Here is a 25211-nt window from a genome sequence, read left to right as displayed (position 1 = left end):
GTTCAAGAGATCCCTCAGGACTTCTTGTCGTCGTTGACTTCCTCGTACTCGGCGTCAACCACGTCGTCGTCTTGCTTCTTGTCAGCCTGACCGTCGCCAGCCTGCTCACCCTGGGCACCCTGCTCGGCGTACATCTTCTGCGCCAGGTTGCCGGAAGCTTCGGTCAGCGCATCCAGCTTGGCCTGGATCGCGTCCTTGTCGTCGCCTTTCAGGGCTTCTTCCAGCTCGGAGATCGCCGTCTCGATGGCTTCCTTCTCGCTGGCTTCGGCCTTGTCACCGGCTTCGGTCAGGGTCTTTCTGGTCGCGTGGATCATGCCATCGGCCTGATTGCGCAGCTGGACCATTTCCTCGAACTTCTTGTCTTCGTCGGCGTTGGCTTCCGCGTCACGCACCATCTGTTCGATCTCTTCGTCGGACAGGCCGCCGGAAGACTTGATGACGATGGACTGTTCCTTGCCGGTGGCCTTGTCCTTGGCGGACACGTTCAGGATACCGTTGGCATCCAGATCGAAGGCGACTTCGATCTGCGGCACACCACGCGGGGCCGGCGGGATGTCAGCCAGGTCGAAACGCCCCAGGGACTTGTTCTGTGCCGCCTGCTTGCGCTCACCCTGCAGGACGTGGATGGTCACCGCGCCCTGGTTGTCGTCAGCAGTGGAGAACACCTGAGACTTCTTGGTCGGGATGGTGGTGTTCTTCTCGATCAGCGGAGTCAGCACGCCACCCATGGTCTCGATGCCCAGCGTCAGCGGCGTCACGTCCAGCAGCAGCACGTCCTTGACGTCGCCACCCAGCACGCCGCCCTGGATACCGGCGCCGACGGCGACCGCTTCATCCGGGTTGACGTCCTTGCGCGCTTCCTTGCCGAAGAATTCAGCGACCTTGGACTGCACCAGCGGCATGCGAGTCTGACCACCGACCAGGATGACATCGTCGATCTCGGAAGCGGACAGGCCGGCATCGGCCAGAGCGGTCTGGCACGGCTTCAGGGAGCGAGCGACCAGCTCATCGACCAGCGACTCGAGCTTGGAACGGGTCACCTTGACGTTCAGGTGCTTCGGACCGGTGTTGTCTGCGGTGATGTACGGCAGGTTCACGTCGGTCTGCTGAGCGCTGGACAGCTCGATCTTGGCCTTCTCGGCAGCTTCCTTCAGACGCTGCATGGCGAGATTGTCGCCGGACAGGTCGATGCCGCTGTCGGACTTGAACTGGTCAACGAGGTAGTTGATCAGATGCATGTCGAAATCTTCACCGCCCAGGAAGGTGTCGCCGTTGGTGGCGAGCACTTCGAACTGGGTCTCACCGTCGACGTCCGCGACTTCGATGATGGAGATATCGAAGGTACCGCCACCCAGGTCGTAGACCGCGATGGTCTTGTCACCACGAGACTTGTCCATGCCGTAGGCGAGTGCCGCGGCAGTCGGCTCGTTGATGATGCGCTTGACCTCGAGACCCGCGATGCGGCCGGCGTCCTTGGTCGCCTGACGCTGGGAGTCGTTGAAGTAGGCCGGCACGGTGATGACCGCTTCGGTGACTTCTTCACCGAGGTAGTCTTCCGCGGTCTTCTTCATCTTCTTGAGGATTTCCGCACTGATCTGCGGCGGTGCCATCTTCTTGTCCTTCACTTGGACCCAGGCATCGCCATTGTCGGCTTCGACGATCTTGTACGGCACCATCTTGATGTCTTTCTGGACGACATCATCCTTGAACTTGCGACCGATCAGACGCTTGACCGCGAACAGGGTGTTCTCCGGGTTGGTCACTGCCTGACGCTTGGCCGACTGACCGACAAGGATCTCGTTGTCGTCGGTGTAGGCGATGATGGACGGCGTGGTGCGGCCACCTTCAGCGTTTTCGATGACCTTGGTCTTGTCGCCGTCGAGCACTGCCACACAGGAGTTGGTAGTACCCAAGTCAATACCGATGATGCGTCCCATAATCGTATACCTCGAATCTGTTGCTAGCCTGAAAGATGAGTCTGGTTGTCGGTACCTTGTGTCGGCACCTGAACTTGCTTCAATAAGTGGGGTCGCGCGTCAGGCTTTCAAGGGTGTGCTGGCATTTTTTGCCGCCCTGATCCTCCTTGAAGCCCCGCAGGGCGGGCATGTGCCATCACGACACATGCCCTCATGGCCACTCGACCCCGCAGGGCCTCAGTTGGCCTTGCTGACCGCGACCATCGCCGGACGCACCAGGCGACCATTGAGGGTGTAGCCCTTCTGCATCACGTCGATGACGCTGTTCGGCTCGGCATCCGGAGATGGCACCATGGCGACCGCCTGATGGTATTCCGGGTCGAAGGGCTCGCCGTGCGGGTCCAGCTGCTCGACGCCTGACTTGTTCAGGGCATCCAGCTGCATTTTCAAGGTCATCTCGATACCTTCGACATGTGCCTTGGCTGCCTCGTCGTCGCTCATGGACTCAAGCGCCTTCTCGAGCGAGTCCACCACCGGCAGCATTTCCTTGACGAACTTCTCCAGCGCGAACTTGCGAGCCTTCTCGGCATCCTGCTCGGCGCGACGGCGCGCGTTCTGCGCCTCGGCAGCTGAACGCAGCGCCTGGTCCTTCGCCTCCTTCACCGCCTGCTCGAGTTCCTCGACCTGAGCGGCCAGCATCTCGGCTTCCGGATTGTCGATCAGCTCACCTTCGCTTTCGGCGGCGACATCGGTGGCATCCAGTATGTCTTCAATCACTTCGCCTTCCGGAGTTTCCGGCTGCGGCTCGGCGTCGCGAGCGGCACGCTGAAGTTCTTCATCCATCGGGGTCTGCGGATCCTGAGCCATGCTGTTCTCCTGCGGGCCGACGTCTGTGCGCCATTGCCCTGTTCGTGGCCTGCGGAGCCTGCCTCGAGACGACGATGGCAAGCCCCTGAAGACAGGCCATGAGTTGCCTGTAGGGCAGCAAGGCCGCGCCATTGCTGCCGACGATGAGTGTCAGGGCCTTTATATGGGGCCGGCACTCGGCTTCTCAAGCCTTCGATGCGGCTTTTCTGCCAGCTGAGTCCGGCATGGATTGAAGGCCGACGGAGCGTGCTGTATAAAAAGCCATATACACTGTATGTACATCCTGTATGGCGACTCCGTAGTCACCCCCGAAACGGGCAATGATCGGCACGGCGTACGCCCCAGCTTCCCTTCGGAGGTAGTCATGCTGCTACAGCTCGCCATTCAAGATTTCGCCATCGTCGAGACACTGGAACTCGATTTTCGCCGCGGCATGACCGCCATCACCGGCGAGACGGGTGCCGGCAAGTCCATCCTGCTCGGTGCACTCGGCCTGTGCCTGGGCGAACGTGCCGATGCTGGCAGCGTGCGACACGGCGCGGATCGCGCGGATCTCATCGCACGCTTCGATATCACAAGCCTCAGCGACGCGCGCGAGTGGCTGGACGAACGCGAGCTGGGCAGCGACGACTGCCTGCTGCGCCGGGTGATCACCGCCAGCGGACGCTCGAAGGCCTGGATCAACGGCACCCCCTGCACCATCGCGGACCTGCGGGAACTGGGTGAGCACCTGATCGACATCCATTCCCAGCACGCCCACCACTCGCTGCTGAAGGAAGAGACGCACCTGCGTCAGCTCGACGAGTACGCCGGGATCGAGACGCAGGTCACGCAGCTGCGCGAGGACTTCCGCCACTGGCAGGAGGCACATCGCCGCCTCAAGCGCATGAGCAATGATGGCGACGAGGTACGCGCTCGTCGCCAGCTGTTGCGCTATCAGGTCGAGGAGCTTGATGAGCTGGCACTCAGCGAGGGCGAGCTGGAGGCACTGGAGCAGGAGCAGGAAACCCTGGCCAATGCCGAACAGATTCTCAGCGAGGCGCAGGCCGCCGCCGAGTGCTGCGATCATGATGATGAAGGTGCCCTCGCGCGCCTCAATCAGGCCGTGGCGCGACTGACACACCTGCCGGGCAGCGAGCAGGGTTCGCTGGCCAGCGCACTGGGCATGTTGGAAGAGGCACGCATCCAGATAGAAGAAGCGGCACGCGAGCTGAACCGCTTCGTCGAAGTCACCGAACTCGACCCGGAGCGTCTGGCCTTCGTCGATGAGCGCCTTGGGCGCATCCACCAGATCGCCCGCAAGCATCATGTCTTGCCCGAGGAGCTGCATGGCCTGCACCAGCGACTGAGCGAGGAGCTGGAAGGGCTCGGGGGTGACGAGGAGGCCATCGAGGCCCTGCGTCAGGAAGTGGCGGCCCGCCGGGATGCCTGGAAGATCCTGGCTACTGAGGTCGGTACGTCACGAGCCGCTGCCGCCCCCCAGCTGGCCAGCGACATCCAGGATCAACTGGCCTTCCTCGGCATGGGCAAGGCGACGTTCGAGGTTGCCGTCGAGCCACGCGAGCGCCCGCAACCCGAAGGCATGGAGCGCATCCACTTCCGCATCAGTGCCAACCCGGGGCAGCCGCCGCGGGCGCTGGCCAAGGTTGCTTCGGGCGGTGAACTGTCCCGCGTCTCGCTGGCCATTCAGGTAGTGGCCGCCAGTCGCTCGACCATTCCCAGCCTGGTCTTCGATGAAGTGGATGTCGGCATCTCCGGTGCGACCGCCGAGATCGTCGGTCAGCTGCTGCGCCGACTGGGCGACAAGGGTCAGGTGCTGACCGTCACCCACCTGCCTCAGGTCGCGGCCCAGGCGCATCAACATCTGCATATCGAGAAGCAGGCAGAGAAGAACACCACACGCACCCACATGGCACTGCTGGACGAGAGTGGCCGCGTGCGGGAACTGGCACGCATGCTGGGCGGCATTCACCTGTCCGAGCAGACCCTGGCACACGCTCGCGAGATGCTCAGCGCGGCGGACAGCCGTCACTGAGCCCCGACAGGCCGCCTTCCCGACGTCCATTCGTCCAATGAACCTCCTGGCAGTTCGAACGCCAGAAACACCAACGGCCGCCCCTGTGGGGCGGCCGTTGGTGTTTCTGTCCTGCAGCGAACCTTGTCATCCCTGACACAGGCGAGGCCTGAGCATCAGCTGTCGCTCTTGGTGTCCTTGGGACGCACGTAGAGCACCAGCGCATGCTCGACCAGCTCATAGCCATGCTCCTCGACGATCTCGCGCTGGCGGCGCTCGATCTCGGGATCACAGAACTCTATGATCTCGCCGCTGTCCAGACATACCATGTGGTCATGGTGTTCTTCCTGGGACAATTCGAAGACAGCATGGCCGCCATCGAAATTGTGACGCATCACCAGTCCAGCAGTTTCAAACTGGGTGAGCACACGATAAACCGTCGCCAGACCGACATCTTCGCCAGCCTCAAGCAACGCCTTGTACACGTCCTCGGCACTCAGGTGTCGATCCATCGATTTCTCGAGGATCTGCAGGATCTTGACTCGCGGTAGGGTTACCTTGAGTCCCGCCTTGCGCAGTTCATGGTTCTGATCGGCCATGCTGGGGTACTCTTCGCAGTCGCTTGATGTATCAGGTATGATCGGCCAAGGCAAAACGATAGGGAATCTTCAGGGCAAATGCAAAACTTGATCAAAACAGTCGCCTTTTGCAGCGCCCTGTCGCTGCTCACCGGGTGTAGCTACTTCAGCGTCTACAAGCGCGACCTTCCACAGGGCAACCTGATCAAGCCGGAAATGGTCGAGCAATTGAAGCCGGGCATGAGCCGCGAACAGGTCATCTATGTGATGGGTTCACCGCTGCTAACCGCTCCCTTCAGTGAGAATAGCTGGGACTACGTATATCGCCTCAAGAAAGCGGACGGCGAGATCATCAACAAGCGCGTCACGCTGAATTTCGACGGCGATGTGCTTTCCACCATCGACAAGAGCGGCGACATCGACAAGGAGACCGTCATCGTGCCGGACCTCGACATCGACCCGCGTGCCGCACAGCCGAACCGCAACGACAGTGGTGCAGGCGCCGCTGACCTGCCGGACGAGCTGTAAGTCGACCGCCAGCGGGCCCGTCATCGACAGGTCCGGCTGGCGGGAAACGGCATGCCCGCCAGCGCTCGGATAGCAAGAGGGACCGAGTCGTGATGACAGACGGGGCACCCCAGGGTGCCCCGTCTTGCGTACGGTCGCCGATGCCCGGTGAGGACACCGCTACTTCTCGGCGCGTGCCTTGTCGGCCCGGCGCTTGCGAGCAAGCTTGGGGTCGTTGATCAAGGCACGATAGACCTCGACCCGGTCACCGGCATCCAGCACGTGCTCATCGGGCTTGCGCAACGCCTTGCCGAAGATCCCGAGATCCGCCTCGAGAAAGACCTCGGCGCCCAGTGTCGGGAAATGTTGCTCGAGATGTGCCATGCGCACGGCCTCGCGCGCCGTGGTTCCCGGCGCGACGGCCAGTGAGATGATCTTCTGCTTCTCCGGCAGCGCATAGGCCACCTCGACCGTGATTCTGTCGCTCATGCTTGCTCCTGTCGGACTCACCTTTCAGACCACGTCATCAGGCCTTCTCTACGGCCTTGCCTGCGGCGGACATCAATTCGCGCCGTACAGCTGGTCAGCACGCCGCGTGAACGCCTCGACCATCTGACCGGCGACCTGACTGAACAACTTGCCGAAGGCCATGCCCAGCAGGCGATTGCTGAATTCGAAATCCAGCTCCAGCGAGACCTTGCAGGCATCCTCGCTCAGCGGCGTGAACAGCCAGCGTCCCTCGAGACGCTTGAAAGGGCCGTCGACCAGACTCAACTCTATGCGCTGGGGGGCGAACAGATCATTGCGGGTCACGAAGCTCTGCTCCATGCCCGCCTTGGACAGAGTCAGCCTGCCCACCAGATGGGCGTCATCCTGCTCAAGCAACTGGGCATCACTGCAGCCCGGCAGGAATTCGGGGTAACGCTCGAAATCATTGACCAGATCGAACATCGCCTGGGCCGAGTGCCGAACCAGGGCAGACCGGTTGACCGTAGGCATCTAGCTCTCCGCTGACTTGGATACGCGCCTTGCGTATCATGAACAATGGGCCGGCGCATGAAGTGCCGTCTGGCCTTGAATGGTAACACGCCTCCCCCCATCCAGAAGGATGCGCCAGCTGTCCGTCGGGCAGTGGCAGGAGCACACGACAAACGAGGCAACATGGGCAAGAAAAAGAAACCCCAACAGGGCGGCAACCTGATCGCCCAGAACAAGAAGGCACGCCACGAATACCACATCGAGGAAGCCTTCGAGGCGGGGCTGGTACTGGCAGGCTGGGAGGTCAAGGCGCTGCGGGCGGGCAAGGGCCAGCTGACGGACACCTACATCGTGATCAAGAACGGTGAGGCTTGGCTGCTCGGCTGTCATATCCATCCGCTGGAGACGGTCAACACCCACGCGGTGGCGGACCCGCAACGCACGCGCAAGCTGTTGCTGCACAAGAAGCAGATCGCGCGCATCTTCTCGCGCACCCAGGACAAGGGTCACACCTGCGTCCCCATCAAGCTGTACTGGAAGAACGCGATCGTGAAATGCGAGATCGCGCTGGTGGAAGGCAAGAAGATGCATGACAAGCGTGCCACCGAGAAGGACCGTGACTGGAATCGCCAGAAGGCACGAATCCTGCGGGATCGCTGAGACTGTCAGCGCCATGATCACGCGCCGCGCCTGCGCCGTTGCGATGTGGGAGACAAGGGCTTTGAATCACGGCAAATCACTGTCAGACCAGAAAAAATTCCTGAGGCCTTGAACTGGCGTAGCACAGTCTCCACCTGTTATGATGACACCGTAGCAAAGCAGCAAGCAGTAACACTGTTATGGGGGCGTTCTGGCATTCGACGCTGGTGGCAAACCCTGAGGTGCATGCCGAGATCGTAACGTATCTCGTAAATAAAACGTTGCAAATATATAGTCGCAAACGACGACAACTACGCTCTAGCTGCATAAGCTGCTCATGATACCGTTGCGCCTGTTCAAGGTGGATTGAGAACGAGCCCGTATAAACAGGATCGTCTTGGCCGACGTCTCTAAGGTCGAGATTAAAACTCAGAGAATCGCATTGCTGTAGCCTGTTCATTGGCGGCAGTCGTGTTAAATCAAATAATGAAACTAAGCATGTAGAGCCGAAGGCGGAGTGCCGGCGGACACGGGTTCGACTCCCGTCGCCTCCACCATATCCGTGACAAGAAGGCCTCCCCTCGGGGAGGCCTTCTTGTTTTCTGCTGTCTGATATTCCACGCGCCGAGTCGTGCCAGGCGCTCTCAGGTAGCACTGCCACTCAGGCGCTCGTTCGTGCGCCGCACGCCGATCAACAGCGGGGTACCGGTCTCGGGGTCAGGAATCAGCCGGCATTCGACACCGTAGAGCTTGCGCACCAGCGCCGGTGTCACCACTTCGGAGGGCGGACCTTCCGCGACCACGCTGCCCGCATGCATCGCCACGAGGTGGTCGGCATAGCGACAGGCACTGGCCAGGTCATGCACCACCATCACGATGGTCTTGCCTTCCTCGTGGGCCAGCCGCTGGATCAGTTCGAAGACCTCGATCTGATGGCCGAGATCCAGCGCCGAGGTCGGCTCATCCAGCAACAGCAGCGGCGTCTGCTGCGCCAGCGCCATCGCGATCCAGGCACGCTGACGCTGGCCACCGGACATGGAGGCCAGCTCACGGTCGGCCAGACTCTCGATGTCAGCGGCCGCGATCGCCGCCGAGACCACCTCCTGATCCTCCTGCGACCACTGACGGAAGGCTCCCTGATGCGGCTGGCGACCGAAGCGCACCAGCTCATGCACCGTCACGCCTTCCGGCGAGTGCGTCTCCTGGGGCAGCAACGCGATGCGCTGCGCGACATCACGGCGCCCGAGACGCCGTATGTCCTGGCCCTCCAGCAATACCGCGCCGGCATGCGGTGCCTGCAGGCGAGCCAGACCGGCCAGCAGCGTGGACTTGCCACAGCCGTTGGGCCCGACGATGGCCGTCACCTTGCCATCCGGCAGCGCCAGCGTCAGCGCATCGATCACGGCCACATGCCGCTGTCCGCTGCCATACCCCAGCGACAGCTCACTGGCCTTGAGAGTGGCGGCCACGGCGTCCCCGCAGCGTGGATGATGTTCAGCGCTCATGGCGCATTCTCCTGAAACGATGACCCTCGTGACCCGATTGGTCCGCGAGGGCTGCGGGCGACTCTCATGTCAGTGATGCAGACATGTCAGCCACACGATGAATGGGGGCATCGGCCGGACAGGACAGCCTGACTAGCGCGGGCTGCGCAGCAGGATCCACAGCAGATAGGGGCTGCCGACCACCGCCATCACGATGCCGACCGGAATCTCGAGAGGTGACAGCAACGTGCGTCCCGCGAGGTCCGCCAGCACCATCACCAGCGCCCCTGCCAATGCCGAACCCAGCAAGGGCACTCCCTTGTGGCGCGACAGGTAGCGGGCGATCTCGGGACCGACCAGCGCCACCATGCCCACCGGGCCGGCCACGGCCACCGCGGCGGCCGTCAGCAGTACCGAGAGCCACAGCGTCGCCATGCGCACACGGGCGACATGCTGACCAAGTCCGATGGCGACAGAATCGGTAAAGCGCAGCGTATTGAGCCCTCGCCCCAGCCACAACGCCGCCGGCACCGCCAGCAGCAAGGCAATGCCCAGCCATTCGAGCGAGGAGGCATCCCGTGCGTTGAGGCTCCCCACCGTCCACGGATAGGCGCTGTTGGCGACATCGATGGACACCCGCGCCAGCATCAACTGGGTGCCGGCACCGAACAGCGCCCCGACGCCGATCCCCGCGACCAGGAAGCGATAGCCGCGCGTGCCGATGCCACCGGAAAGCCCGAAGGCCAGCGCCGTGGCGACCACGGCGCCACTCAGTGCCATCGCCGGTGGTGCCAGCGAGGCGCCGAGCCCGACGACGGAGGCAACCGCAAAGGCGGTCGCGCCATTGTCGATGCCGATGATGCCCGGCGTGGCGAGACGGTTGCTGGCCAGTGTCTGCATCAGACAGCCAGCCAACGAGAAGGCGGCGCCCGTTCCGAGGCCGGCCAGCAGTCTCGGCAGCCGCAGCTCCCGGACCACGAAGACATCGGCGAATTCACCATGGCCGAACGCGGCCTTCAGGGCGGCGTAGGGGCCCAGGCCCGCGCTGCCCAGCATCAAGGCGGCCACGCAGGCACTCAGCAGTGCCAGCAGCAGACCGAGGTTGGCCAGCAATGGCGCCCGATGCCACAGCAACGACAGGGGACCGCAGCGCCACCAGAACGTATCGGCCGGTGCCGTGGCGACAGGGCATGATGCCTGGCGCCGAGGCACCCCGGCATCAGAAGAGGCCGATGAAGAAGGAGCGGAGCGATACATGGGCATTTCCGGGTTATCTGTCATGAAGAACGGCGCATTGAAGCCTGACTCACAGAATCGGCAGGCGACGAGCGCGCACCACGGCAATCAGTACCGGCGCGCCCAGCAGCGTGGTCAGCACGCCCAGCGGCAACTCGGAAGGACGAACGAGCAGACGCGAGACCACGTCGGCGCTCACCAGCATCACCACGCCCAGCGGCAGGCACAACCACAAGGTGCGGCGGATATCCGCGCCACACAGCGCACGCGCGACATAAGGCACGGCCAGTCCCACGAAGGCGATCGGCCCCGCGAGGGCCGTGGCGGCCCCGACCAGCAACGCGACCACCAGTACCGTCAGCTTGCGCACGCGCCCCGGGTGATGGCCAAGTCCACTGGCCACCGCCTCTCCCAGCGCCAATGCCGCCAGCGGCCTGACCAGCCACAGCGTCAACGCGAGGGCGAGCATGAGGCTCGGCAGGCTGCCACCCAGCGCCTCCAGCGAACGCCCTGCCAGACTGCCGATGACCCAGAAACGGATCTCGTCTGCCGCGCGCTGGTCGATCAGCAATACCAGCGACGTGAGAGCCACCAGCAGGCTGGAAAGCGCTGCACCGGCCAGTACCAGGCGCACGGGGTCCTGGCGTGCACCACTCAGCCGCACCGTGCTCATCACGAACAGGCAGCCCAGCAAGGCGCCAGCCTGAGCCACCAGCACATGCAGGCCTGCGGCCTCCATCCCCAGCAACAGGGCGATGGCGACGGCAAAGGCCGCGCCTGCGCTGACACCCAGCAGCCCCGGCTCCGCCAGGGGATTGCGTGCGACCACCTGCATCAATGCGCCGCCGCAGGCCAGCATCATGCCCACGGCGATGCCGATCACGGTACGCGGTGCACGCAGCTCGGTGACCACGAAGCGGGCCTCCTCGCTGCCCTGCCCCATCAATACCGCCCACGCCTGGGCAGGGCCGATATTTCCCGCGCCCCACAACAGACTGGCCAGGCAGGCCAGTACCGCCGCCAGACACGCCACTGGCATGACCTGCCCCAACGACAGACGCCCGGCGACCTTGCGGGTCGCCGGGCGAAGAGCTGTCTGTGGGGAGCCAGGCCGTGAGGACGCTCCTTCAGCCGCCATGCTGCCTCCCGACCTGACGGCATGACGCCTGATGAGTCGAGACGGGCCAGTCCCGCTTACCCATCACTGCGCGCCTGCTCGATGTCCTTGAGCAGCGCCTCGGCCGCCAGCGGGCCACTGGCACTGGTCCACAACTGACCATTGACGCCGACCAGACTGTCACGCGATGCGTGCTCGAGACGCTGGAAGGCCGGCTCCTTCGCCAGGGCGTCAGCGGCAGCCTCAGAAGAATCATCCAGGGTCGCCAGGAAGAGTGTGTCGGCATCGATGCGCGCCATGTTCTCATCGCTCAGCGGGTCGGAGTGCGGACGCCCCGGCTTGACCAGATCCCCGCCCACCAGCTGATAGCCGGTCGCGGCGAGCAAGCCGGTCGCGAACAGCTCATCGGACATCGCCATCAGGCCACCCGGCATGCGACGCACCAGGCTGGCAGTCTGCGGTGTGGTCATCTCGGCCTTCAGGCGCGCCGCGTGAGCGTCGATGGCGGCCAGACGCGCCTCGAGCTCCGCTTCGGCCTCTTCCCCGAGCGCCAGGGCATAGACTCGGCTCTGCTGCTTCCAGGCCTCCCGGCTGAGCGCCTCCCCGCCTGGCACGATGGTCGGCGCCAGACGCGACATCAGCTGATATTGCGCCTTGTCCAGCCCCGGGGGAGCCAGAATCATGTCCGGCTTGAGCGCCACGATGGCCTCGAGATTGAACTCTCGCGGTGTACCGACGATCTCGATCTCCGGCACCCGAGATTGGAGATAGCTGGCCACGCCATCACCGCCGCGCGTGGTGACCGCGCCCAGCGGCGTCACCTCGCTGGCGACCGCCACATCCAATGCCCCTTCATAGAGCGTGACCACGCGCTGCGGAGTGCCCTCGAGCTCCAGTTCACCATAGGCGGTCTGGACCTCACGAGCCTCGGCAGACACCGTGGCTCCCATCAACACGACCGCCAGTGACGCCATCAGCCCACGACGCAGGCGGGACAGGGCAGGAACAGCAAACACATGGGAAGAGTGGGTCATTCGTTTCTCCAGGGAGCGAATATCAGGGCGGCGACATCGGATGGTAATAATAATTGATCGCAACAATACCGCCTGTCCAGCCATCGGGCCACATCAGTTCCTGCAACGCGACATTGCAACAATCCGGTGAGCAAGGCTTGAAGGATGCGCAGCGCTGCCGCAGGCTGTGGCGCTGAAGAATCTCTCGCATACCGTCATCGGGGGTTGGGTTACCTGCAATCGCCCCGATAACACAGGAGAGTGCGTGCGCGGGATGCGCACATCACGCTCCCACATCCAATCGACAGCGCCTGACGTATGACGTGGCCATGCCGATGTCCAAAAGGCACAGACGCTCAGCTATCCGGGTGCCTCCGAGTCACCTCAGGGAGCCCGCATGACTCGACTCCATCTCCATCCGACATTCACCAGACAGGAGAAGCCATCAGTGGCGACCCCGATCCCCCCCCACTCCCCTCCCGCGCAAACCGCAACGTCATCGATCGCCTCGCGCCTGAGTGCCGGCTGGTTACAGGGCCTGATGGCACTGGCGATCATGCTGTGCCTCAGCGTCAGTGGCCTGGCGCATGCCGCCCCCGCCAGCGATGCTGACGCCGCCAGTTCGTCCTATGAGAGTCTGGCGACGTTGCTCGAGGACCCCGACCAGCGTGAAGCACTGATTGAAGGCTTGCGCCAGCTGGACAGCAAGACGAGCGAACAGGCAGCCGAGGTGGCGGGGGCGGAAGTCACGCTGAGCGAGGACTCACCGTCACTGTCCCGCCAGCTGGCCGAGATCAGCCAGGAGCTTGTCGCAGAGCTTTCCGCGACCCTGGACCGCATGATCCAGACGCTCAGCGGCCTCGGCAGTGAAGATGCCAGCAGCATCGACTGGGAGCGCTTCATGACCGAAGCCATCAGTCTGGGGCTGGTGGTCATCTCCACCATCGGGCTGTTCCTGGTCCTGCGCCGGCTGGCACATCCGCTCTTCAGTCGCGTCAGCCAATGGTCGCTGGATGGTCAGCACCGCAGCCCGCTGCTGCGCACCCTGATGGCAGTGATCATCGCGGCGATCGTCGATGTGGCCGTGATCGGTCTGGCGTTCCTGGGGGGCTATCTGCTGGCCATCTTCGCCTATGGCGAACAGGGCGTGATAGGACAGCGCGAGTCGATGTTCCTGAATGCCTATCTGGTGATCGAGCTGGTCAAGGCCTTGATGCGCATGCTGTTCTCCTCCGGCTACCAGGGCCTGCGCCTGATGCCGATGCGAGATGAGGTCGCCCGCTACTGGAATCGCTCACTGGCATTGCTCGCCGGCTTCATCGGCTACGGTATCCTCGTCGTGGTACCGATGATCAACAACAATCTGGCACCGGCCGTGGGCAGCTTCGTCAGCCTGCTGATCATGGGTATCGCGCTGATCTGGGCCATCGTGGTCATCAGCCGCAACCGTGTTCTGCTGCGTGACCGCTTGCTCGATCAGGCCCGCGAGACCCACAATGCCTTCATCGCCGTCTGCCTGCGCATTCTGGCGCGTACCTGGCACCTGATCGCGCTGGCCTACTTCGCGACCCTGTTCATCATCTCGCAGACGACACCGGAAGAGGCGCTGCCATTCATGATGGCCGCGACGCTCAAGACGCTGCTCGCCATCGGTGGCGGGGCACTGCTGTCTCGCGTGCTGACGCAGCTGATCGGCAAGCGCATCCAGGTGTCCGACAAGCTGCGTGGTCAGCTGCCGATGCTGGAGACGCGCCTCAACTCCTACATCCCGACCGCGCTGCGCATCATGCGCGCCATCATCCTGGTCGTCGTGGTCGGCATGGTGCTGAATGCCTGGAGCATCGTGGCGCTTGGCGACTGGCTGGCAACGGACGCCGGGGCCCTGCTGCTGTCACGCATCTTCCATGTGCTGTTCATCCTCGCCTTCGCGGTCGTGATCTGGGTCGGCATCGCCAGCCTGATCGAGCACAAGCTCAATCCGGATACCGGCAAGGGCAAGCCCTCCTCACGCGTGGAAACCCTGCTGGCACTGTTTCGCAATGCCATCGCCATCGCGATGATCGTCTTCACCGCGATGATCGTGCTGTCGGAGATCGGCATCGACATCGCGCCGCTGCTGGCCGGTGCCGGGGTGCTCGGTCTGGCGATCGGTTTCGGGGCCCAGAAGATGGTGCAGGACATCATCACCGGCGTGTTCATCCAGCTCGAGAATGCCATCAACACCGGTGACGTGGTCACCGCCGGTGGCGTGACCGGGACGGCGGAACGCCTGACCATCCGCTCGGTGGGCATCCGCGATCTGTCCGGCACCTTCCATATCGTGCCGTTCTCCTCGGTGGATACCGTCTCCAACTACATGCGTGACTTCGCCTACCATGTCGGCGAGTACGGCATTTCCTACCGCGAGAACGTCGATCACGCCATCGTGCACCTGCGTGCGGCCTTCGATGAACTCCAGGAAAGCAGTTATGGCGCGGAGATTCTCGAACCGGTCACCATCGCTGGCGTCTCGTCGCTCGCCGACAGCTCGGTCAACATCCGTGTGATGATCAAGACCAGCCCGGGCAACCAGTGGGCCATCGGCCGCGAGTACAACAAGCTCGTGAAGCAGCACTTCGACGCCGCCGGCATCGAGATCCCGTTCCCGCACATGACCATGTACTTCGGTCAGGACAAGGACGGTGGTGCGCCGCCGGCCAACGTTCGCACCATGCACGAACCGTTCGTGATCGATGGCTCCGCCGCCGGTCAGCCGAAGACTCCCGAGCAGCGTGAGGCCGCCGCCAAGGTGGCTCAGCGTCGCGAGGAGACCCCGCTGACCCGCCATGCCACCAAGGACGGCGAAGTCGTGGATGCCGAGGAACAGCGCATCCGTCAGACCACCCAACCGGATGCCGACGGCGACTGATCACGCGCCCGGGGTATCCCGACACGGCTGCCTGCGATGGGCGCCGGACTGAAACGAAAACGCCCCCGAGCCAATGGCTCGGGGGCGTTTTCATGTGCGGGCGTAAACCGATGCCTCACACCTCATGTGCGAGGCTGGCTCAGGAGCCGGTGCCCCACAGGCCAGACAGTGAGCTCAGCAGCGTCGAGCTGACACCTTCGCCACCCATGTAGCTGAGCAGCACCGGCGCGAACTGGGACACCATGCTGCTGTCCATGCCCAGCGCGGAGAAGGCGCTGTCCAGAGACGCACTGTCATCGACATTGCCGACGGTGCTGGCCAATGCCGTGGCATTGTCATTGCCGCTCAGGCTGGCAAGGCTGGACAGGGTCGAGAGAGAGCTGCTGCTGGTCAGGCTGGACAGCTGCGGCACTTCACTGGACAGCTCGGAGGTCGCGCTGGAACCCAGCTGGGACTGAGCCAGTGCCAGCATGGCAGCGGAGCCACCCAGCGCCTGGGTGGAAGACACGCCCAGCTGGGAGGTCAGGCTGGACATCAGGTCGGCTGCCGGCAGGGACTGGCCCGTCTGGCTGCTCAGCATGCTGCTGGCCAGGCTCATCATGGAGCTGGAGGAGCTGGAGGAACTGGCGGTGTTGCCGGAAGAGCTGTTGCCGGTAGCGGCACAGCCGGCAAGTGACACGGCCAGTACGGAGGCGCCCATCAGGGCCAGGGACTTTTGCAACATGCAGACTCCATTATGTCTTGGGGATAAGCCGAACAAGGCTCAGGAATGGCCTGCCGTGACGGCAGATCATTCATCACGCGGAATCATCGCACGGAGGAAATGCCGACAGCCAGCGCCATGGGTGCCCAGCGCCCCACGGCGGGCATGGATCGCCGGTTGCAGGGTCTGCAACCCCGAGTCTTGCAGGGCCGCCCGAGACCGCTACCGGCTCAGACCCGCACCACCACGGAGGGGGAAAAGCGCCATCTGACAGGCAAAAAGAAGGGTATCCCGTCACGCCATGGCATGAACGCGGATACCCGGAGAGTAACCAATGTCCACCGACCAGAGACCTGGCCGGCGGCAGTTTTTCATCTTCTCGCGAAATGAGGAAACAATGTGCAGCGCCGCCCGACGGGCGGCGTCGATCAGGCGTTGTCCTTGCTGGGCTGCGGCAGCGCCGGCAGTGAACGATCCAGCAGCTCGACGCTCTGGCGATAGTAGAGCTGACTCTTGTTGTGCTCGCCAAGGTTGGCGAACAGACGTGCCAGCTCGGCACACACCGTGCCGCTCGGACGCTGACGCTGACTGGCCTCGAAATACTCCTGCGCCTTGCCCCAGTTGGCGTTGCGCAATGCCAGTCGACCCAGCGACAGCAGCAGGTCCGGGTCATTCGGACGCTCCTGCAGCCACTTCTCGGCATACACCAGCTGACGCGGCGCATCCACGTCCAGCAGGCCATAGCGCAGCACCAGACGTGAATCCCAGCATTCCTTCAGCGAGTGACGCAGCAGGCGCTCTGCCAGCCCTTCCTGCCCACCGGCGATCAATGCCTCGGCATACAGGGCGACCAGATTCACGTCGCTGCGCAGGTGGTCCGGCATGTCGGCCCACAGGTTGCGCACGCGCTCGATGTCTTCCGGATTGCGCGCGGCCTGCTGGATCAGTGCCACGTAAGCGCGCTGTTCCAGTTCCTTCTTCTCTTCCGGCGAGATGAGGTCCTGCTTGTCGAGACGCGGCATCAGGCGACGCAGGCCATCCCAGTCATTCACCGCCAGATACGCCTGCTTGAGCAGTTTGAGGACCTGCGGGTGCTCGCCGAGCTGCTTGTCGAGACGCGTCAGCGTCGCGAGTGCCTGCTCGTGCTGCTGGCGATCCAGCATCAGCTGCGCCTGCACCAGCCCCACGGCACTCTCGGAGCCCTGAGTGGACTCATGAGCACGCTTGAGCAGCGTATCCGCCTGCTCGAAACGCCCCTGATAGTGGGCAGCGAGTGCTGCGGACAGATAGTTGACCAGCGGTGTGCTGGAGTCCTCCGCAGAATGGGTCAGCGACTTCTCAGCACGCTTCCAGCGGCCTTCGGCCAGTGCCACCAGGCCACGCACGGTCTTGCGAGTGGCATTGCGATGGCGCGTGCGGCTGTTCCACACCTTGAGGCGCGAGAACGGATGCGCGAAACGCGACAGCAGACGCAGGCCGAAATGCAGCACCACGAAGGCGCCCAGCAACAGCACCAGCCCGAACCAGAAGGACGTCTGGACCGAGGTATCACCGACACGAATCAGCCAATAGCCGGGGAACGACTGCATCAGCTGACCGAACAGCGCACCGATGGCCAGGCCGATGATGATCAGCAGTATCAGTTTTCTCATGCCTCACCACCCCCGGACTGGGCGCGGCGTTCGATCAGCTCACGCAGCGTGTTGAGAGATGCGGAGATATCCGGAAGCTCCGGGCGGATGGTCTTGCCCTTGAGGTCTTCCAGCTTGGCGACGGCATTCTGCACGCCATCGGTCTTGGTATCGTAGTAGCCGTTGACCAGCGTGATCGCCTTGTCGATGGCCGCCTGATACAGCTTCGGCTCTTCCTTGAGCAGCGCCAGCTGGGCCTGCTCGAGCACCAGACGCACGTTCTGGCGCAGATAGGATTCCTGCTCCGGCGTGATCAGGGCTTCCAGCGCCTCATCGTGACGACGCACGGTGACCAGATTCTTCAGCTCATTGCCGAAGCGCGCCAGCTGCTGCTGCCAGCCGCCGGTGGGCGGAGCGTCGTTCTCGACCTTGGCGGCGATCTCGGCCACGTCCTGCTTGAGCGGCAGACGCGCCAGCTGTTCCTGCTCGGCGAGCAGCGCCAGGTAGATGCCACTGCGGTCGACACGCGGCACGCTGTCGAGGCTGGCGAGCTCGGACTGGATCGCCTTGCGAACCGGCAGCAGGGCGGGGTTGTCCGCCTCCGCGATACGCGCATCGGCGTTCTCAAGCAGTGCGTCGGCACCGTTCACGTCACGCTCCAGCTGCAGGCGCTGATTGGCGAGACGCAGCAGGTATTCGGCCTCCGCGTAATGCCAGTCGCGGGCATCGGTCTGCTGGGTCTTGCTGAGCTCCTCGAGCACCTTGTTGAGCGCCTGCTCGGTCTGCTGGCTCTCGCCGGACAGACGCTTGTCGAGATCACTGACCTGCGACGCGTTCTTGTCGAGCTTGCCGGACAGGCTGGCGACCTTGCTCTCGACCTGGCCGACCTGCTGGGTCACGGATTCGCTGACCTGCTTGTCGAGGCCCTGGGCATCCGGCAGGGCGTTCAGACGCTGCCAGCCGAACCAGGCCAGTACCGCGACGACGATGGCAAGAAGAATGACCAGCACCAGTGCGATGCCGCCGGCAGCACTCTTCTTGCTGCCCTGCGGCTCGCTCGGCGGCGTGCCTCCTCCCGCGCCACCCACGGCGGCACCGGCACTCTTGCCCGTCACGCCGCTCTTGTCTGAAGCCCCTCCCTTGCCTGAGGCAGCGCCCTTGCCGGACGCCGTCGAGGCAGTGGTCGTCTCGGCGGCAGGCGCGGTATCGGTCTGCTTCGGGAAGGGAGATTTCGCGCCGGAAGGCGTCGAGGCGTTATCGTCGGAAGTCTGGCTCACGGGCGTGGACTCGCTGGCAGTGGAGGATGAAGAGGAGGAGCTGCCCTGTCCCTTTCCCCGTCCACGACGGTTGCGCCCGCCACGCGAGCGTCGCTCACGTGGGGCGTCAGCCGTGGCGGATGACGAGGAAGAGGAGGACGAACGGGAGGCCTCGGCGCCAGGGCGGCCAGAGGCAGTGTCTTCGGCGTGTTCGCCGGGAGCGGAAGAGGCATCTGATGCGCGAGCGGCAGCATCCTTGTCGCTCGGCTTGCCTGGCGTGGTGCCGGCAGAGCCGTGGTCTTCCTGATCGTGTTCTCGGTTGCTCATCTACGCTTGCCCTTTTCCGGATTCTTGGGAATCGATGGCCTCGCGCGGACCAGGCGCAGTGGCGCCGGTCTCTCTCGCATGGCGAGTCGGGGCGCAGGCATCCAGCACTGCCTGCCTCAGGGCCCCGGGTGAGGCATCCGCGGCGACCGTCACGCGCTCGAACCCATGAGCGTGTGCCAGTGTAGCCAAACGGTTGCTCGACACGATTAGCGGTTGGTTCAAGGTCCGCGTCGTTGCCGAGGTCACTACCGCCTCAAGCAGCGTATTGCTGGTCACCACCATTGCATCATACGCGCCCGCCGCCAGACGGCCAGCCTGTTGAGAGGACAAAGCCAACGGAAGGCGTCGATAAAGCGCCAGACGCGTCACCTGGGCACCGCGTGCCACCAGGGTGTCCTCCAGCAGGGCGCGCCCGCCTTCTCCGGCCGCCAGCAGCCAGCGCTGCCCCTGAAGCTGCTGCAGGGACGGCAGCGAGAGCAGGGCCTCGCTGGTCGTGCCGACCGGGGCAACCACCTCGACATGTGCGCCACGCGTGGCGTGTGGCGGCACTCTCACCCGAACGCCGAGGCGTGAGTGGAGTACCTCTGCCGTCGCGGAGCCCACCGCGTAGAAGGCAAGCCCCTCGGGCAATTGCGGCCACCAGTCTTCCAGCCAGTCCGCCAGGTAGCCGGCGGCCTGAGGCGAGATGACCACCACCCCTCGATAGAGGTCGATGTCGAGAATCGCCTGACGCCCGGCGGGCTCCAGCGGCAGCGGCTCGAGCGCCATCAGCTTCAGGCACTCCACGTCGCAGCCAACGTCTCTCAGCATCGCATCAAGCACGGCACCGCGCGAGCCCGGACGCGTCGTCAGCACTTCAAGAGACGACCGCGCACTCGATGCCGCGCGAGGCATCGCCCGGCCCTCCACCTCCGCATGGCGGGCGCCATCAGTCACGCGCATCGCCATAGACCGCCGCCAGAATCTCGCCGGCCCCCTGCTGCAACAGATCTTCCGCCACGGCGATGCCCAGCGCTTCGGGCGTATCGGCCGGACCACGCGCCTCGGCACGCAGGATGACGCTGCCATCGGGATTGCCGACCAGTGCCCGCAACCACAGCTGCCTGCCACCCTCTTCCAGCACGGCATAGCCACCGATCGGTACCTGGCAGCCACCTTCCAGATGCGTATTCATGGCGCGCTCGGCCAGCACGCAACGACTGGAGTCTTCATGAGCCAGCGGCGCCAGCAGGGCGAGAATCTCCTCGTCCTGCAGGTTGCATTCGATACCCAGCGCGCCTTGTCCACAGGCCGGCAGACAGGTCTCGGCGTCCATCTCGGCGGTGATGCGTGCATCCAGTTCGAGGCGCTGCAGGCCGGAGGTGGCGAGGATGATGGCGTCGAACTCACCGGCATCCAGCTTGCCGAGACGCGTCTGGACATTGCCGCGCAGGCTGAGCACCTCGAGATCCGGACGGGCGGCCTTGGCCTGCAGGCCACGACGCAGGCTGGAGGTGCCCAGGCGAGCCCCCCGGGGGAGCGCGTCAAAGTTGGCGTGGTCGTTGGAGACGAACGCATCGGTGGGCGCATGGCGCTCGAGAATTACGGCCAACCCCAGCGAGTCCGGGAAATGCATCGGCACGTCCTTCATGGAGTGCACGGCGATGTCGGCGCGGCCATCCAGCATGGCTTCTTCCAATTCCTTCACGAACAGGCCCTTGCCACCGATCTTGGCCAACGGCGTGTCGAGAATCTTGTCGCCCCGCGTGGACATCGGCACCAGCTCGACCGTCAAGCCGGGATGCAGGGCTTCCAGACGTGCCTTGACGTGTTCAGCCTGCCACAGGGCAAGCAGGCTCTTGCGGGTCGCGATACGCAGGGTCTCACGGCGGGACACGGCATTCTCCTTGGGACGCGCGACGCTGGCGCGACAGTCGAAACGTTCGTGACGGCCAACATTGACCGCCACCGGATACCGTCATCATAAAGCCACTGATGGCCAAGGGGAAAATCCCCGGAAGCGTCACGATGACACGCCTCCCTGGCCGCAACGCATCTTGGTGCGCGCCCCCCTCGCCCATCCGACGGAGTCTGGTACACTCCAAGGTCAACGATACCGGCTGCGCGACCGTGCACCGGACGCCGAACTCTGGACATGTCACCACAATTCGAGATCCCGATGAGCGAATCTACCAATCAGTCCTGGGGCGGCCGCTTCAGCGAGCCGACCGATGCCTTCGTGGCCCGCTTCACCGCGTCCGTCGATTTTGATCAGCGCATGGCGCAGCACGACATTCGTGGCTCCATCGCCCACGCCACCATGCTGGCCGGCGTCGGCGTGCTGAGCGAGGAAGAGCGCGACACCATCATCGAAGGACTGAAGGAGATCAGCGAAGAGATCGCTCGCGGCGAATTCGAGTGGTCCGTCGCGCTGGAAGATGTGCACATGAACATCGAGGCACGTCTGACCGCCAAGATCGGCAACACCGGCAAGAAGCTGCACACCGGTCGCTCACGCAATGATCAGGTGGCTACCGACATCCGCCTTTACCTGCGCGACGAGATCGACGTCATCGACGCCGAGCTGACGCGTCTGCGGGAAGGCATGCTGGGCCTGGCCGAGCAGGAAGCCGACACCATCATGCCGGGCTTCACTCACCTGCAGAGCGCTCAGCCGGTCACCTTCGGCCACCATCTGCTGGCGTGGCAGGAAATGGTCGCCCGTGACCAGGACCGCCTGCGTGACTGCCGTGCCCGCATGAACGTGCTGCCGCTGGGCGCCGCGGCGCTGGCCGGTACCACCTTCCCCATCGACCGCCACGTCACCACCGAGCTGCTCGGCTTCGATCGTCCGACCGAGAACAGCCTCGACTCCGTCAGCGACCGTGACTTCGCCATCGAATTCACCAGCTTCGCCAGCCTGCTGATGATGCACCTGTCACGCATGAGCGAAGAGCTGGTGCTGTGGACCAGCGCCCAGTTCGACTTCATCGATCTGCCGGATCGCTTCTGCACCGGTTCCTCCATCATGCCGCAGAAGAAGAACCCGGACGTGCCGGAACTGGTGCGTGGCAAGACCGGCCGTGTCTATGGCCACCTGATGAGCCTGCTGACCCTGATGAAGTCCCAGCCGCTGGCCTACAACAAGGACAATCAGGAAGACAAGGAGCCGCTGTTCGATACCATCGATACCGTACGCGGCAGCCTGCGCGCCTTCGCCGACATGATTCCGGCGATCCGCGCCAAGTCCGACAACATGTACGCCTCGGCCAGCAAGGGCTTCGCCACCGCGACTGATCTGGCGGATTACCTGGTGCGCAAGGGTGTCGCCTTCCGGGATGCCCACGAGATCGTCGGCAAGTCCGTCGCCTTCGGCATCGAGCAGAAGCGTGACCTGTCCGAGATGACGCTGGATGAACTCAAGCAGTTCTCCGACACCATCGAACAGGACGTCTTCGACGTGCTCACGCTGGAAGGTTCCGTCGCGGCGCGCAATCACATCGGGGGCACCGCGCCGAATCAGGTGCGTGCTGCCGTGCAGCGTGCACGTGAGGCGCTGACCAGCCGCGCCTGAAACCGTCAAGTCGGGGCCTGACCGTGTAATGCACCGTCAGGCCCTCACCGCTTCATCGTCAGCTGCTAGGAGGCCGCCCGATGCGTCATCTGATGAGCCAGTCCGCCCGTCATACCCTTCGCACCCTTGCAGGCCTGCTGCTGGGTGCAGGCCTTCTGACCGGCTGCGGTCAGAAGGGCCCGCTGTATCTGCCGGCGGACGCCGATGCCGGCGGTCAACGTGCCGAGGCACCCGCCCCTGCACCGGCTGCCGCCGAGACAGAGCGCACCGCCGCTACCGAGACTTCCGGCAGCGACGCCTGAGCCCCCCTTACATCTCCGGCGGGTGATACCCGCCGGCGCGACATCTTGCAGGCCGGATCATGGATCACTTCGTATATCAGGATGGCGTGCTGCACGCCGAAGACGCCTCTCTCGCCACGCTGGCCGAGCAGTTCGGCACGCCTTGCTACGTCTACAGCCGTGCCACGCTGGAGCGCCACTTCAAGGCCTATCAGGATGCGCTGGGCGACCACCCGCATCTGATCTGTTACGCCGTGAAGGCCAACTCCAACCTGGCGGTGCTCAACGTGCTGGCACGTCTGGGTGCCGGCTTCGACATCGTCTCCGCCGGTGAGCTGGAGCGCGTCCTCAAGGCCGGCGGAGACCCCGCCAAGGTCGTGTTCTCCGGCGTCGCCAAGCAGGTCGCCGAGATGCAGCGCGCGCTGGAGCTGGGCATCAAGTGCTTCAACGTCGAATCGCTGCCCGAGCTTGAGCGCCTCAATGCCGTCGCCGGTCGCCTCGGGCGTATCGCACCGGTGTCGCTGCGCATCAACCCGGACGTCGATGCCGGCACCCACCCGTACATCTCCACCGGCCTCAAGGCCAACAAGTTCGGCATTCCGGTCGAGCAGGCGCTGGAGGTCTACGAGACCGCCGCCGCCATGGAGCACGTCAAGGTGGTAGGCGTCGATTGTCATATCGGCTCCCAGCTGACCGAGCTGGCGCCCTTCCTCGACTCCCTCGAGCGCCTGCTCGTGCTGCTGGATCGCCTGCGCGAGCGCGGCATCATCATCGAGCATCTGGATCTCGGCGGCGGCCTCGGCGTGCCCTACCAGAACGAGACGCCGCCGGAGCCCTTCGCCTACGCAAGCGCCCTGCTGGAACGCCTGGCGCGCTACGAGCATGGCAACGAGATGACACTGCTGTTCGAGCCGGGTCGCTCCATCGCCGCCAACGCCGGCGTCCTGCTGACGCGTGTCGAGTACCTCAAGCCCGGCGAAGAGAAGAACTTCGCCATCATCGATGCCGGCATGAATGACCTGATCCGTCCGTCGCTGTATCAGGCGTGGCAGAACATCGTGCCCGTCGACACGCGCGAGTCACGTGCAAGCGCCAGCTACGACGTGGTCGGCCCGGTCTGCGAGACAGGCGACTTCCTGGGCAAGGACCGCGAACTGGCCATCGCGCCGGGCGACCTGCTTGCCGTTCGCTCCTCCGGCGCCTATGGCTTCGTGATGGCCTCCAGCTACAACAGCCGCTGTCGTCCCGCCGAAGTGATGGTGGATGGCGACCAGATGCACCTGGTGCGTCGCCGCGAACGTCTGGAAGAACTGTGGACCGGTGAGCAACTGCTGCCGGAAGGTGATGACTGATGCTGGTGCACTTCACCAAGATGCACGGTCTGGGCAATGACTTCATGGTCATTGACCTGATCTCCCAGCGTGGCCGCCTGCGCGATGCCGATATCCAACGGCTTTCGCATCGCAATTTCGGTATCGGCTTCGACCAGCTGCTGGTGGTCGAGCCACCCCGTGACCCGGACATGGACTTCCGCTATCGCATCTACAATGCCGATGGCAGCGAAGTCGAGAACTGCGGCAACGGGGCCCGCTGCTTTGCGCGCTTCGTGCTCAATCAGCGCCTGACCACCAAGCGCGAGATCCGCGTCGAGACCGCCGGTGGCCCGCTGACACTGGTGGTGGCCGATGACGGGCGAGTCCGCGTCGACATGGGTGCTCCGCGCTTCGCCCCCGCCGCGCTGCCCTTCGAGGCCGAGACGGATCTGCCGGTGCATGCGCTGGAGGTCGGCGGCGAGTCCCTGGAGATCGGTGTCGTCTCGATGGGCAACCCCCATGCGGTGCTGCTGGTCGACAGCGTCGACGAGGCACCGGTACGAGAGGTCGGTCCGCTGATCGAAGCGCATCCGCGCTTCCCCAGGCGCGTCAATGCCGGCTTCCTGGAAGTCGTCTCGCCCCACGAAGCGCGCCTGCGCGTCTTCGAGCGTGGCGTCGGCGAGACGCTGGCCTGTGGCACCGGTGCCTGTGCGGCCGTCGCTTCCGGCATTCGTCGTGGCCTGCTCGCCAGTCCTGTCGATGTCACGCTGCCTGGCGGCACCCTGAGCATCGAATGGGGCGGCGAAGGTCACCCTGTCTTCATGACCGGCCCTGCCGAGACCGTCTTCGAAGGCCGCATCATCCTGTAAGCCGCCGCTGACAGGGGACGC

The 25211-nt window shown here is 64.1% G+C and carries 22 protein-coding genes and 1 other RNA gene; 9 read left to right on the top strand and 14 right to left on the bottom strand.

The features are described 5' to 3' along the window. Positions 1 to 14 precede the first annotated feature (14 nt). Together dnaK and grpE are read right to left on the bottom strand one after the other, a co-directional pair. The gene (dnaK, locus tag QD172_RS11365; protein WP_077379512.1) at positions 15 to 1937 is read right to left on the bottom strand and encodes a molecular chaperone DnaK; all 1923 of its coding nucleotides are present in this window, start codon (positions 1935 to 1937) and stop codon (positions 15 to 17) included. A 216-nt stretch (positions 1938 to 2153) separates the two neighbouring features. Then, positions 2154 to 2783: a nucleotide exchange factor GrpE gene (grpE, locus tag QD172_RS11360; protein ID WP_077379514.1), complete on the bottom strand. Its 630-nt coding sequence runs from the start codon at positions 2781 to 2783 to the stop codon at positions 2154 to 2156. Positions 2784 to 3147: 364 nt separating this feature from the next. Here grpE and recN point away from each other — a divergent pair, with 364 nt between their 5' ends. Further along, positions 3148 to 4818, top strand: a complete 1671-nt coding sequence (gene recN / locus QD172_RS11355; RefSeq protein ID WP_077379980.1) for a DNA repair protein RecN — start codon at positions 3148 to 3150, stop codon at positions 4816 to 4818. A 155-nt stretch (positions 4819 to 4973) separates the two neighbouring features. On the opposite strand, the gene fur is transcribed toward recN, so the two are convergent. Further along, positions 4974 to 5396 carry a ferric iron uptake transcriptional regulator gene (gene fur, locus QD172_RS11350; protein WP_077379516.1) on the bottom strand — a complete coding sequence of 141 codons (423 nt, stop codon included), beginning with the start codon at positions 5394 to 5396 and terminating at the stop codon, positions 4974 to 4976. A 78-nt stretch (positions 5397 to 5474) separates the two neighbouring features. Between fur and QD172_RS11345 the strand changes: the two genes are divergently transcribed. Next, positions 5475 to 5903: an outer membrane protein assembly factor BamE gene (locus QD172_RS11345; protein ID WP_077379518.1), complete on the top strand. Its 429-nt coding sequence runs from the start codon at positions 5475 to 5477 to the stop codon at positions 5901 to 5903. A 159-nt stretch (positions 5904 to 6062) separates the two neighbouring features. Here the strand turns inward: QD172_RS11345 and QD172_RS11340 are convergent, their stop codons facing one another. Together QD172_RS11340 and QD172_RS11335 are read right to left on the bottom strand one after the other, a co-directional pair. Then, on the bottom strand, positions 6063 to 6371 hold the full coding sequence (locus tag QD172_RS11340; RefSeq protein ID WP_191236458.1) for an RnfH family protein: 309 nt from the start codon (positions 6369 to 6371) through the stop codon (positions 6063 to 6065). 72 nt (positions 6372 to 6443) lie between these two features. Continuing rightward, positions 6444 to 6881 carry a type II toxin-antitoxin system RatA family toxin gene (locus QD172_RS11335; protein ID WP_077379522.1) on the bottom strand — a complete coding sequence of 146 codons (438 nt, stop codon included), beginning with the start codon at positions 6879 to 6881 and terminating at the stop codon, positions 6444 to 6446. A 162-nt stretch (positions 6882 to 7043) separates the two neighbouring features. On the opposite strand from QD172_RS11335, the gene smpB reads away from it, so the two are divergent. After that, the gene (gene smpB / locus QD172_RS11330) at positions 7044 to 7520 is read left to right on the top strand and encodes an SsrA-binding protein SmpB (protein WP_077379524.1); all 477 of its coding nucleotides are present in this window, start codon (positions 7044 to 7046) and stop codon (positions 7518 to 7520) included. A gap of 181 nt (positions 7521 to 7701) precedes the next feature. Then, positions 7702 to 8056: a transfer-messenger RNA gene (ssrA, locus tag QD172_RS11325) on the top strand. A gap of 87 nt (positions 8057 to 8143) precedes the next feature. On the opposite strand, the gene QD172_RS11320 is transcribed toward ssrA, so the two are convergent. The 4 genes from QD172_RS11320 to QD172_RS11305 all read right to left on the bottom strand — a co-directional run bounded on the left by QD172_RS11320 (position 8144) and on the right by QD172_RS11305 (position 12370). Next, positions 8144 to 9004 (bottom strand): ABC transporter ATP-binding protein, encoded by an 861-nt coding sequence (locus tag QD172_RS11320; RefSeq protein WP_279855793.1) that lies wholly within the window; start codon positions 9002 to 9004, stop codon positions 8144 to 8146. A gap of 132 nt (positions 9005 to 9136) precedes the next feature. Further along, on the bottom strand, positions 9137 to 10240 hold the full coding sequence (locus tag QD172_RS11315; protein WP_077379528.1) for an iron ABC transporter permease: 1104 nt from the start codon (positions 10238 to 10240) through the stop codon (positions 9137 to 9139). A 49-nt stretch (positions 10241 to 10289) separates the two neighbouring features. Further along, positions 10290 to 11258 (bottom strand): iron ABC transporter permease, encoded by a 969-nt coding sequence (locus QD172_RS11310; protein ID WP_279855806.1) that lies wholly within the window; start codon positions 11256 to 11258, stop codon positions 10290 to 10292. A gap of 155 nt (positions 11259 to 11413) precedes the next feature. After that, on the bottom strand, positions 11414 to 12370 hold the full coding sequence (locus QD172_RS11305; protein WP_077379531.1) for an ABC transporter substrate-binding protein: 957 nt from the start codon (positions 12368 to 12370) through the stop codon (positions 11414 to 11416). A gap of 427 nt (positions 12371 to 12797) precedes the next feature. On the opposite strand from QD172_RS11305, the gene ybiO reads away from it, so the two are divergent. Next, positions 12798 to 15257 (top strand): mechanosensitive channel protein, encoded by a 2460-nt coding sequence (gene ybiO, locus QD172_RS11300; protein WP_170877489.1) that lies wholly within the window; start codon positions 12798 to 12800, stop codon positions 15255 to 15257. A gap of 139 nt (positions 15258 to 15396) precedes the next feature. On the opposite strand, the gene QD172_RS11295 is transcribed toward ybiO, so the two are convergent. The 5 genes from QD172_RS11295 to hemC all read right to left on the bottom strand — a co-directional run bounded on the left by QD172_RS11295 (position 15397) and on the right by hemC (position 21050). Beyond that, on the bottom strand, positions 15397 to 15981 hold the full coding sequence (locus QD172_RS11295; RefSeq protein WP_077379535.1) for a DUF2780 domain-containing protein: 585 nt from the start codon (positions 15979 to 15981) through the stop codon (positions 15397 to 15399). Between the two features lie 407 nt (positions 15982 to 16388). Further along, complete coding sequence (locus QD172_RS11290; protein WP_077379537.1) at positions 16389 to 17612, bottom strand: heme biosynthesis HemY N-terminal domain-containing protein; 1224 nt, start codon at positions 17610 to 17612, stop codon at positions 16389 to 16391. Next, positions 17609 to 19174 (bottom strand): uroporphyrinogen-III C-methyltransferase, encoded by a 1566-nt coding sequence (locus QD172_RS11285; protein ID WP_176503550.1) that lies wholly within the window; start codon positions 19172 to 19174, stop codon positions 17609 to 17611. The genes QD172_RS11290 and QD172_RS11285 overlap by 4 nt, the downstream gene beginning before the upstream one ends. Next, the gene (locus tag QD172_RS11280; protein ID WP_279855792.1) at positions 19175 to 20068 is read right to left on the bottom strand and encodes a uroporphyrinogen-III synthase; all 894 of its coding nucleotides are present in this window, start codon (positions 20066 to 20068) and stop codon (positions 19175 to 19177) included. A 34-nt stretch (positions 20069 to 20102) separates the two neighbouring features. Then, positions 20103 to 21050 carry a hydroxymethylbilane synthase gene (gene hemC / locus QD172_RS11275; protein WP_279855791.1) on the bottom strand — a complete coding sequence of 316 codons (948 nt, stop codon included), beginning with the start codon at positions 21048 to 21050 and terminating at the stop codon, positions 20103 to 20105. Between the two features lie 282 nt (positions 21051 to 21332). Here hemC and argH point away from each other — a divergent pair, with 282 nt between their 5' ends. The 4 genes from argH to dapF all read left to right on the top strand — a co-directional run bounded on the left by argH (position 21333) and on the right by dapF (position 25190). Next, the gene (argH, locus tag QD172_RS11270; protein WP_077379988.1) at positions 21333 to 22727 is read left to right on the top strand and encodes an argininosuccinate lyase; all 1395 of its coding nucleotides are present in this window, start codon (positions 21333 to 21335) and stop codon (positions 22725 to 22727) included. Positions 22728 to 22807: 80 nt separating this feature from the next. Next, positions 22808 to 23029, top strand: a complete 222-nt coding sequence (locus QD172_RS11265; protein ID WP_279855790.1) for a lipoprotein — start codon at positions 22808 to 22810, stop codon at positions 23027 to 23029. A 59-nt stretch (positions 23030 to 23088) separates the two neighbouring features. Further along, complete coding sequence (lysA, locus tag QD172_RS11260; RefSeq protein WP_279855789.1) at positions 23089 to 24360, top strand: diaminopimelate decarboxylase; 1272 nt, start codon at positions 23089 to 23091, stop codon at positions 24358 to 24360. Further along, entirely contained in the window at positions 24360 to 25190 is an 831-nt protein-coding gene (gene dapF / locus QD172_RS11255; protein WP_279855788.1) for a diaminopimelate epimerase, read from the top strand. Before lysA ends, dapF begins: the two co-directional genes overlap by 1 nt. Positions 25191 to 25211 lie beyond the last annotated feature (21 nt).

Source organism: Cobetia sp. 10Alg 146 (assembly GCF_029846385.1).
Classification (GTDB): Bacteria; Pseudomonadota; Gammaproteobacteria; order Pseudomonadales; family Halomonadaceae; genus Cobetia; species Cobetia marina.
Note: the sequence above shows the minus strand (reverse complement) of the source record. Positions and strands in the feature narration are given on the sequence as shown.

Excerpts from the sequence above, each read along its gene's own strand:
- dnaK (WP_077379512.1), bottom strand. The coding sequence starts at position 1,937 with ATGGGACGCATCATCGGTATTGACTTGGGTACTACCAACTCCTGTGTG.
- grpE (WP_077379514.1), bottom strand. The coding sequence starts at position 2,783 with ATGGCTCAGGATCCGCAGACCCCGATGGATGAAGAACTTCAGCGTGCC.
- recN (WP_077379980.1), top strand. The coding sequence starts at position 3,148 with ATGCTGCTACAGCTCGCCATTCAAGATTTCGCCATCGTCGAGACACTG.
- fur (WP_077379516.1), bottom strand. The coding sequence starts at position 5,396 with ATGGCCGATCAGAACCATGAACTGCGCAAGGCGGGACTCAAGGTAACC.
- QD172_RS11345 (WP_077379518.1), top strand. The coding sequence starts at position 5,475 with ATGCAAAACTTGATCAAAACAGTCGCCTTTTGCAGCGCCCTGTCGCTG.
- QD172_RS11340 (WP_191236458.1), bottom strand. The coding sequence starts at position 6,371 with ATGAGCGACAGAATCACGGTCGAGGTGGCCTATGCGCTGCCGGAGAAG.
- QD172_RS11335 (WP_077379522.1), bottom strand. The coding sequence starts at position 6,881 with ATGCCTACGGTCAACCGGTCTGCCCTGGTTCGGCACTCGGCCCAGGCG.
- smpB (WP_077379524.1), top strand. The coding sequence starts at position 7,044 with ATGGGCAAGAAAAAGAAACCCCAACAGGGCGGCAACCTGATCGCCCAG.
- QD172_RS11320 (WP_279855793.1), bottom strand. The coding sequence starts at position 9,004 with ATGAGCGCTGAACATCATCCACGCTGCGGGGACGCCGTGGCCGCCACT.
- QD172_RS11315 (WP_077379528.1), bottom strand. The coding sequence starts at position 10,240 with ATGTATCGCTCCGCTCCTTCTTCATCGGCCTCTTCTGATGCCGGGGTG.
- QD172_RS11310 (WP_279855806.1), bottom strand. The coding sequence starts at position 11,258 with ATGCCAGTGGCGTGTCTGGCGGCGGTACTGGCCTGCCTGGCCAGTCTG.
- QD172_RS11305 (WP_077379531.1), bottom strand. The coding sequence starts at position 12,370 with ATGACCCACTCTTCCCATGTGTTTGCTGTTCCTGCCCTGTCCCGCCTG.
- QD172_RS11295 (WP_077379535.1), bottom strand. The coding sequence starts at position 15,981 with ATGTTGCAAAAGTCCCTGGCCCTGATGGGCGCCTCCGTACTGGCCGTG.
- QD172_RS11290 (WP_077379537.1), bottom strand. The coding sequence starts at position 17,612 with ATGAGAAAACTGATACTGCTGATCATCATCGGCCTGGCCATCGGTGCG.
- QD172_RS11285 (WP_176503550.1), bottom strand. The coding sequence starts at position 19,174 with ATGAGCAACCGAGAACACGATCAGGAAGACCACGGCTCTGCCGGCACC.
- QD172_RS11280 (WP_279855792.1), bottom strand. The coding sequence starts at position 20,068 with ATGCCTCGCGCGGCATCGAGTGCGCGGTCGTCTCTTGAAGTGCTGACG.
- argH (WP_077379988.1), top strand. The coding sequence starts at position 21,333 with ATGAGCGAATCTACCAATCAGTCCTGGGGCGGCCGCTTCAGCGAGCCG.
- QD172_RS11265 (WP_279855790.1), top strand. The coding sequence starts at position 22,808 with ATGCGTCATCTGATGAGCCAGTCCGCCCGTCATACCCTTCGCACCCTT.
- lysA (WP_279855789.1), top strand. The coding sequence starts at position 23,089 with ATGGATCACTTCGTATATCAGGATGGCGTGCTGCACGCCGAAGACGCC.
- dapF (WP_279855788.1), top strand. The coding sequence starts at position 24,360 with ATGCTGGTGCACTTCACCAAGATGCACGGTCTGGGCAATGACTTCATG.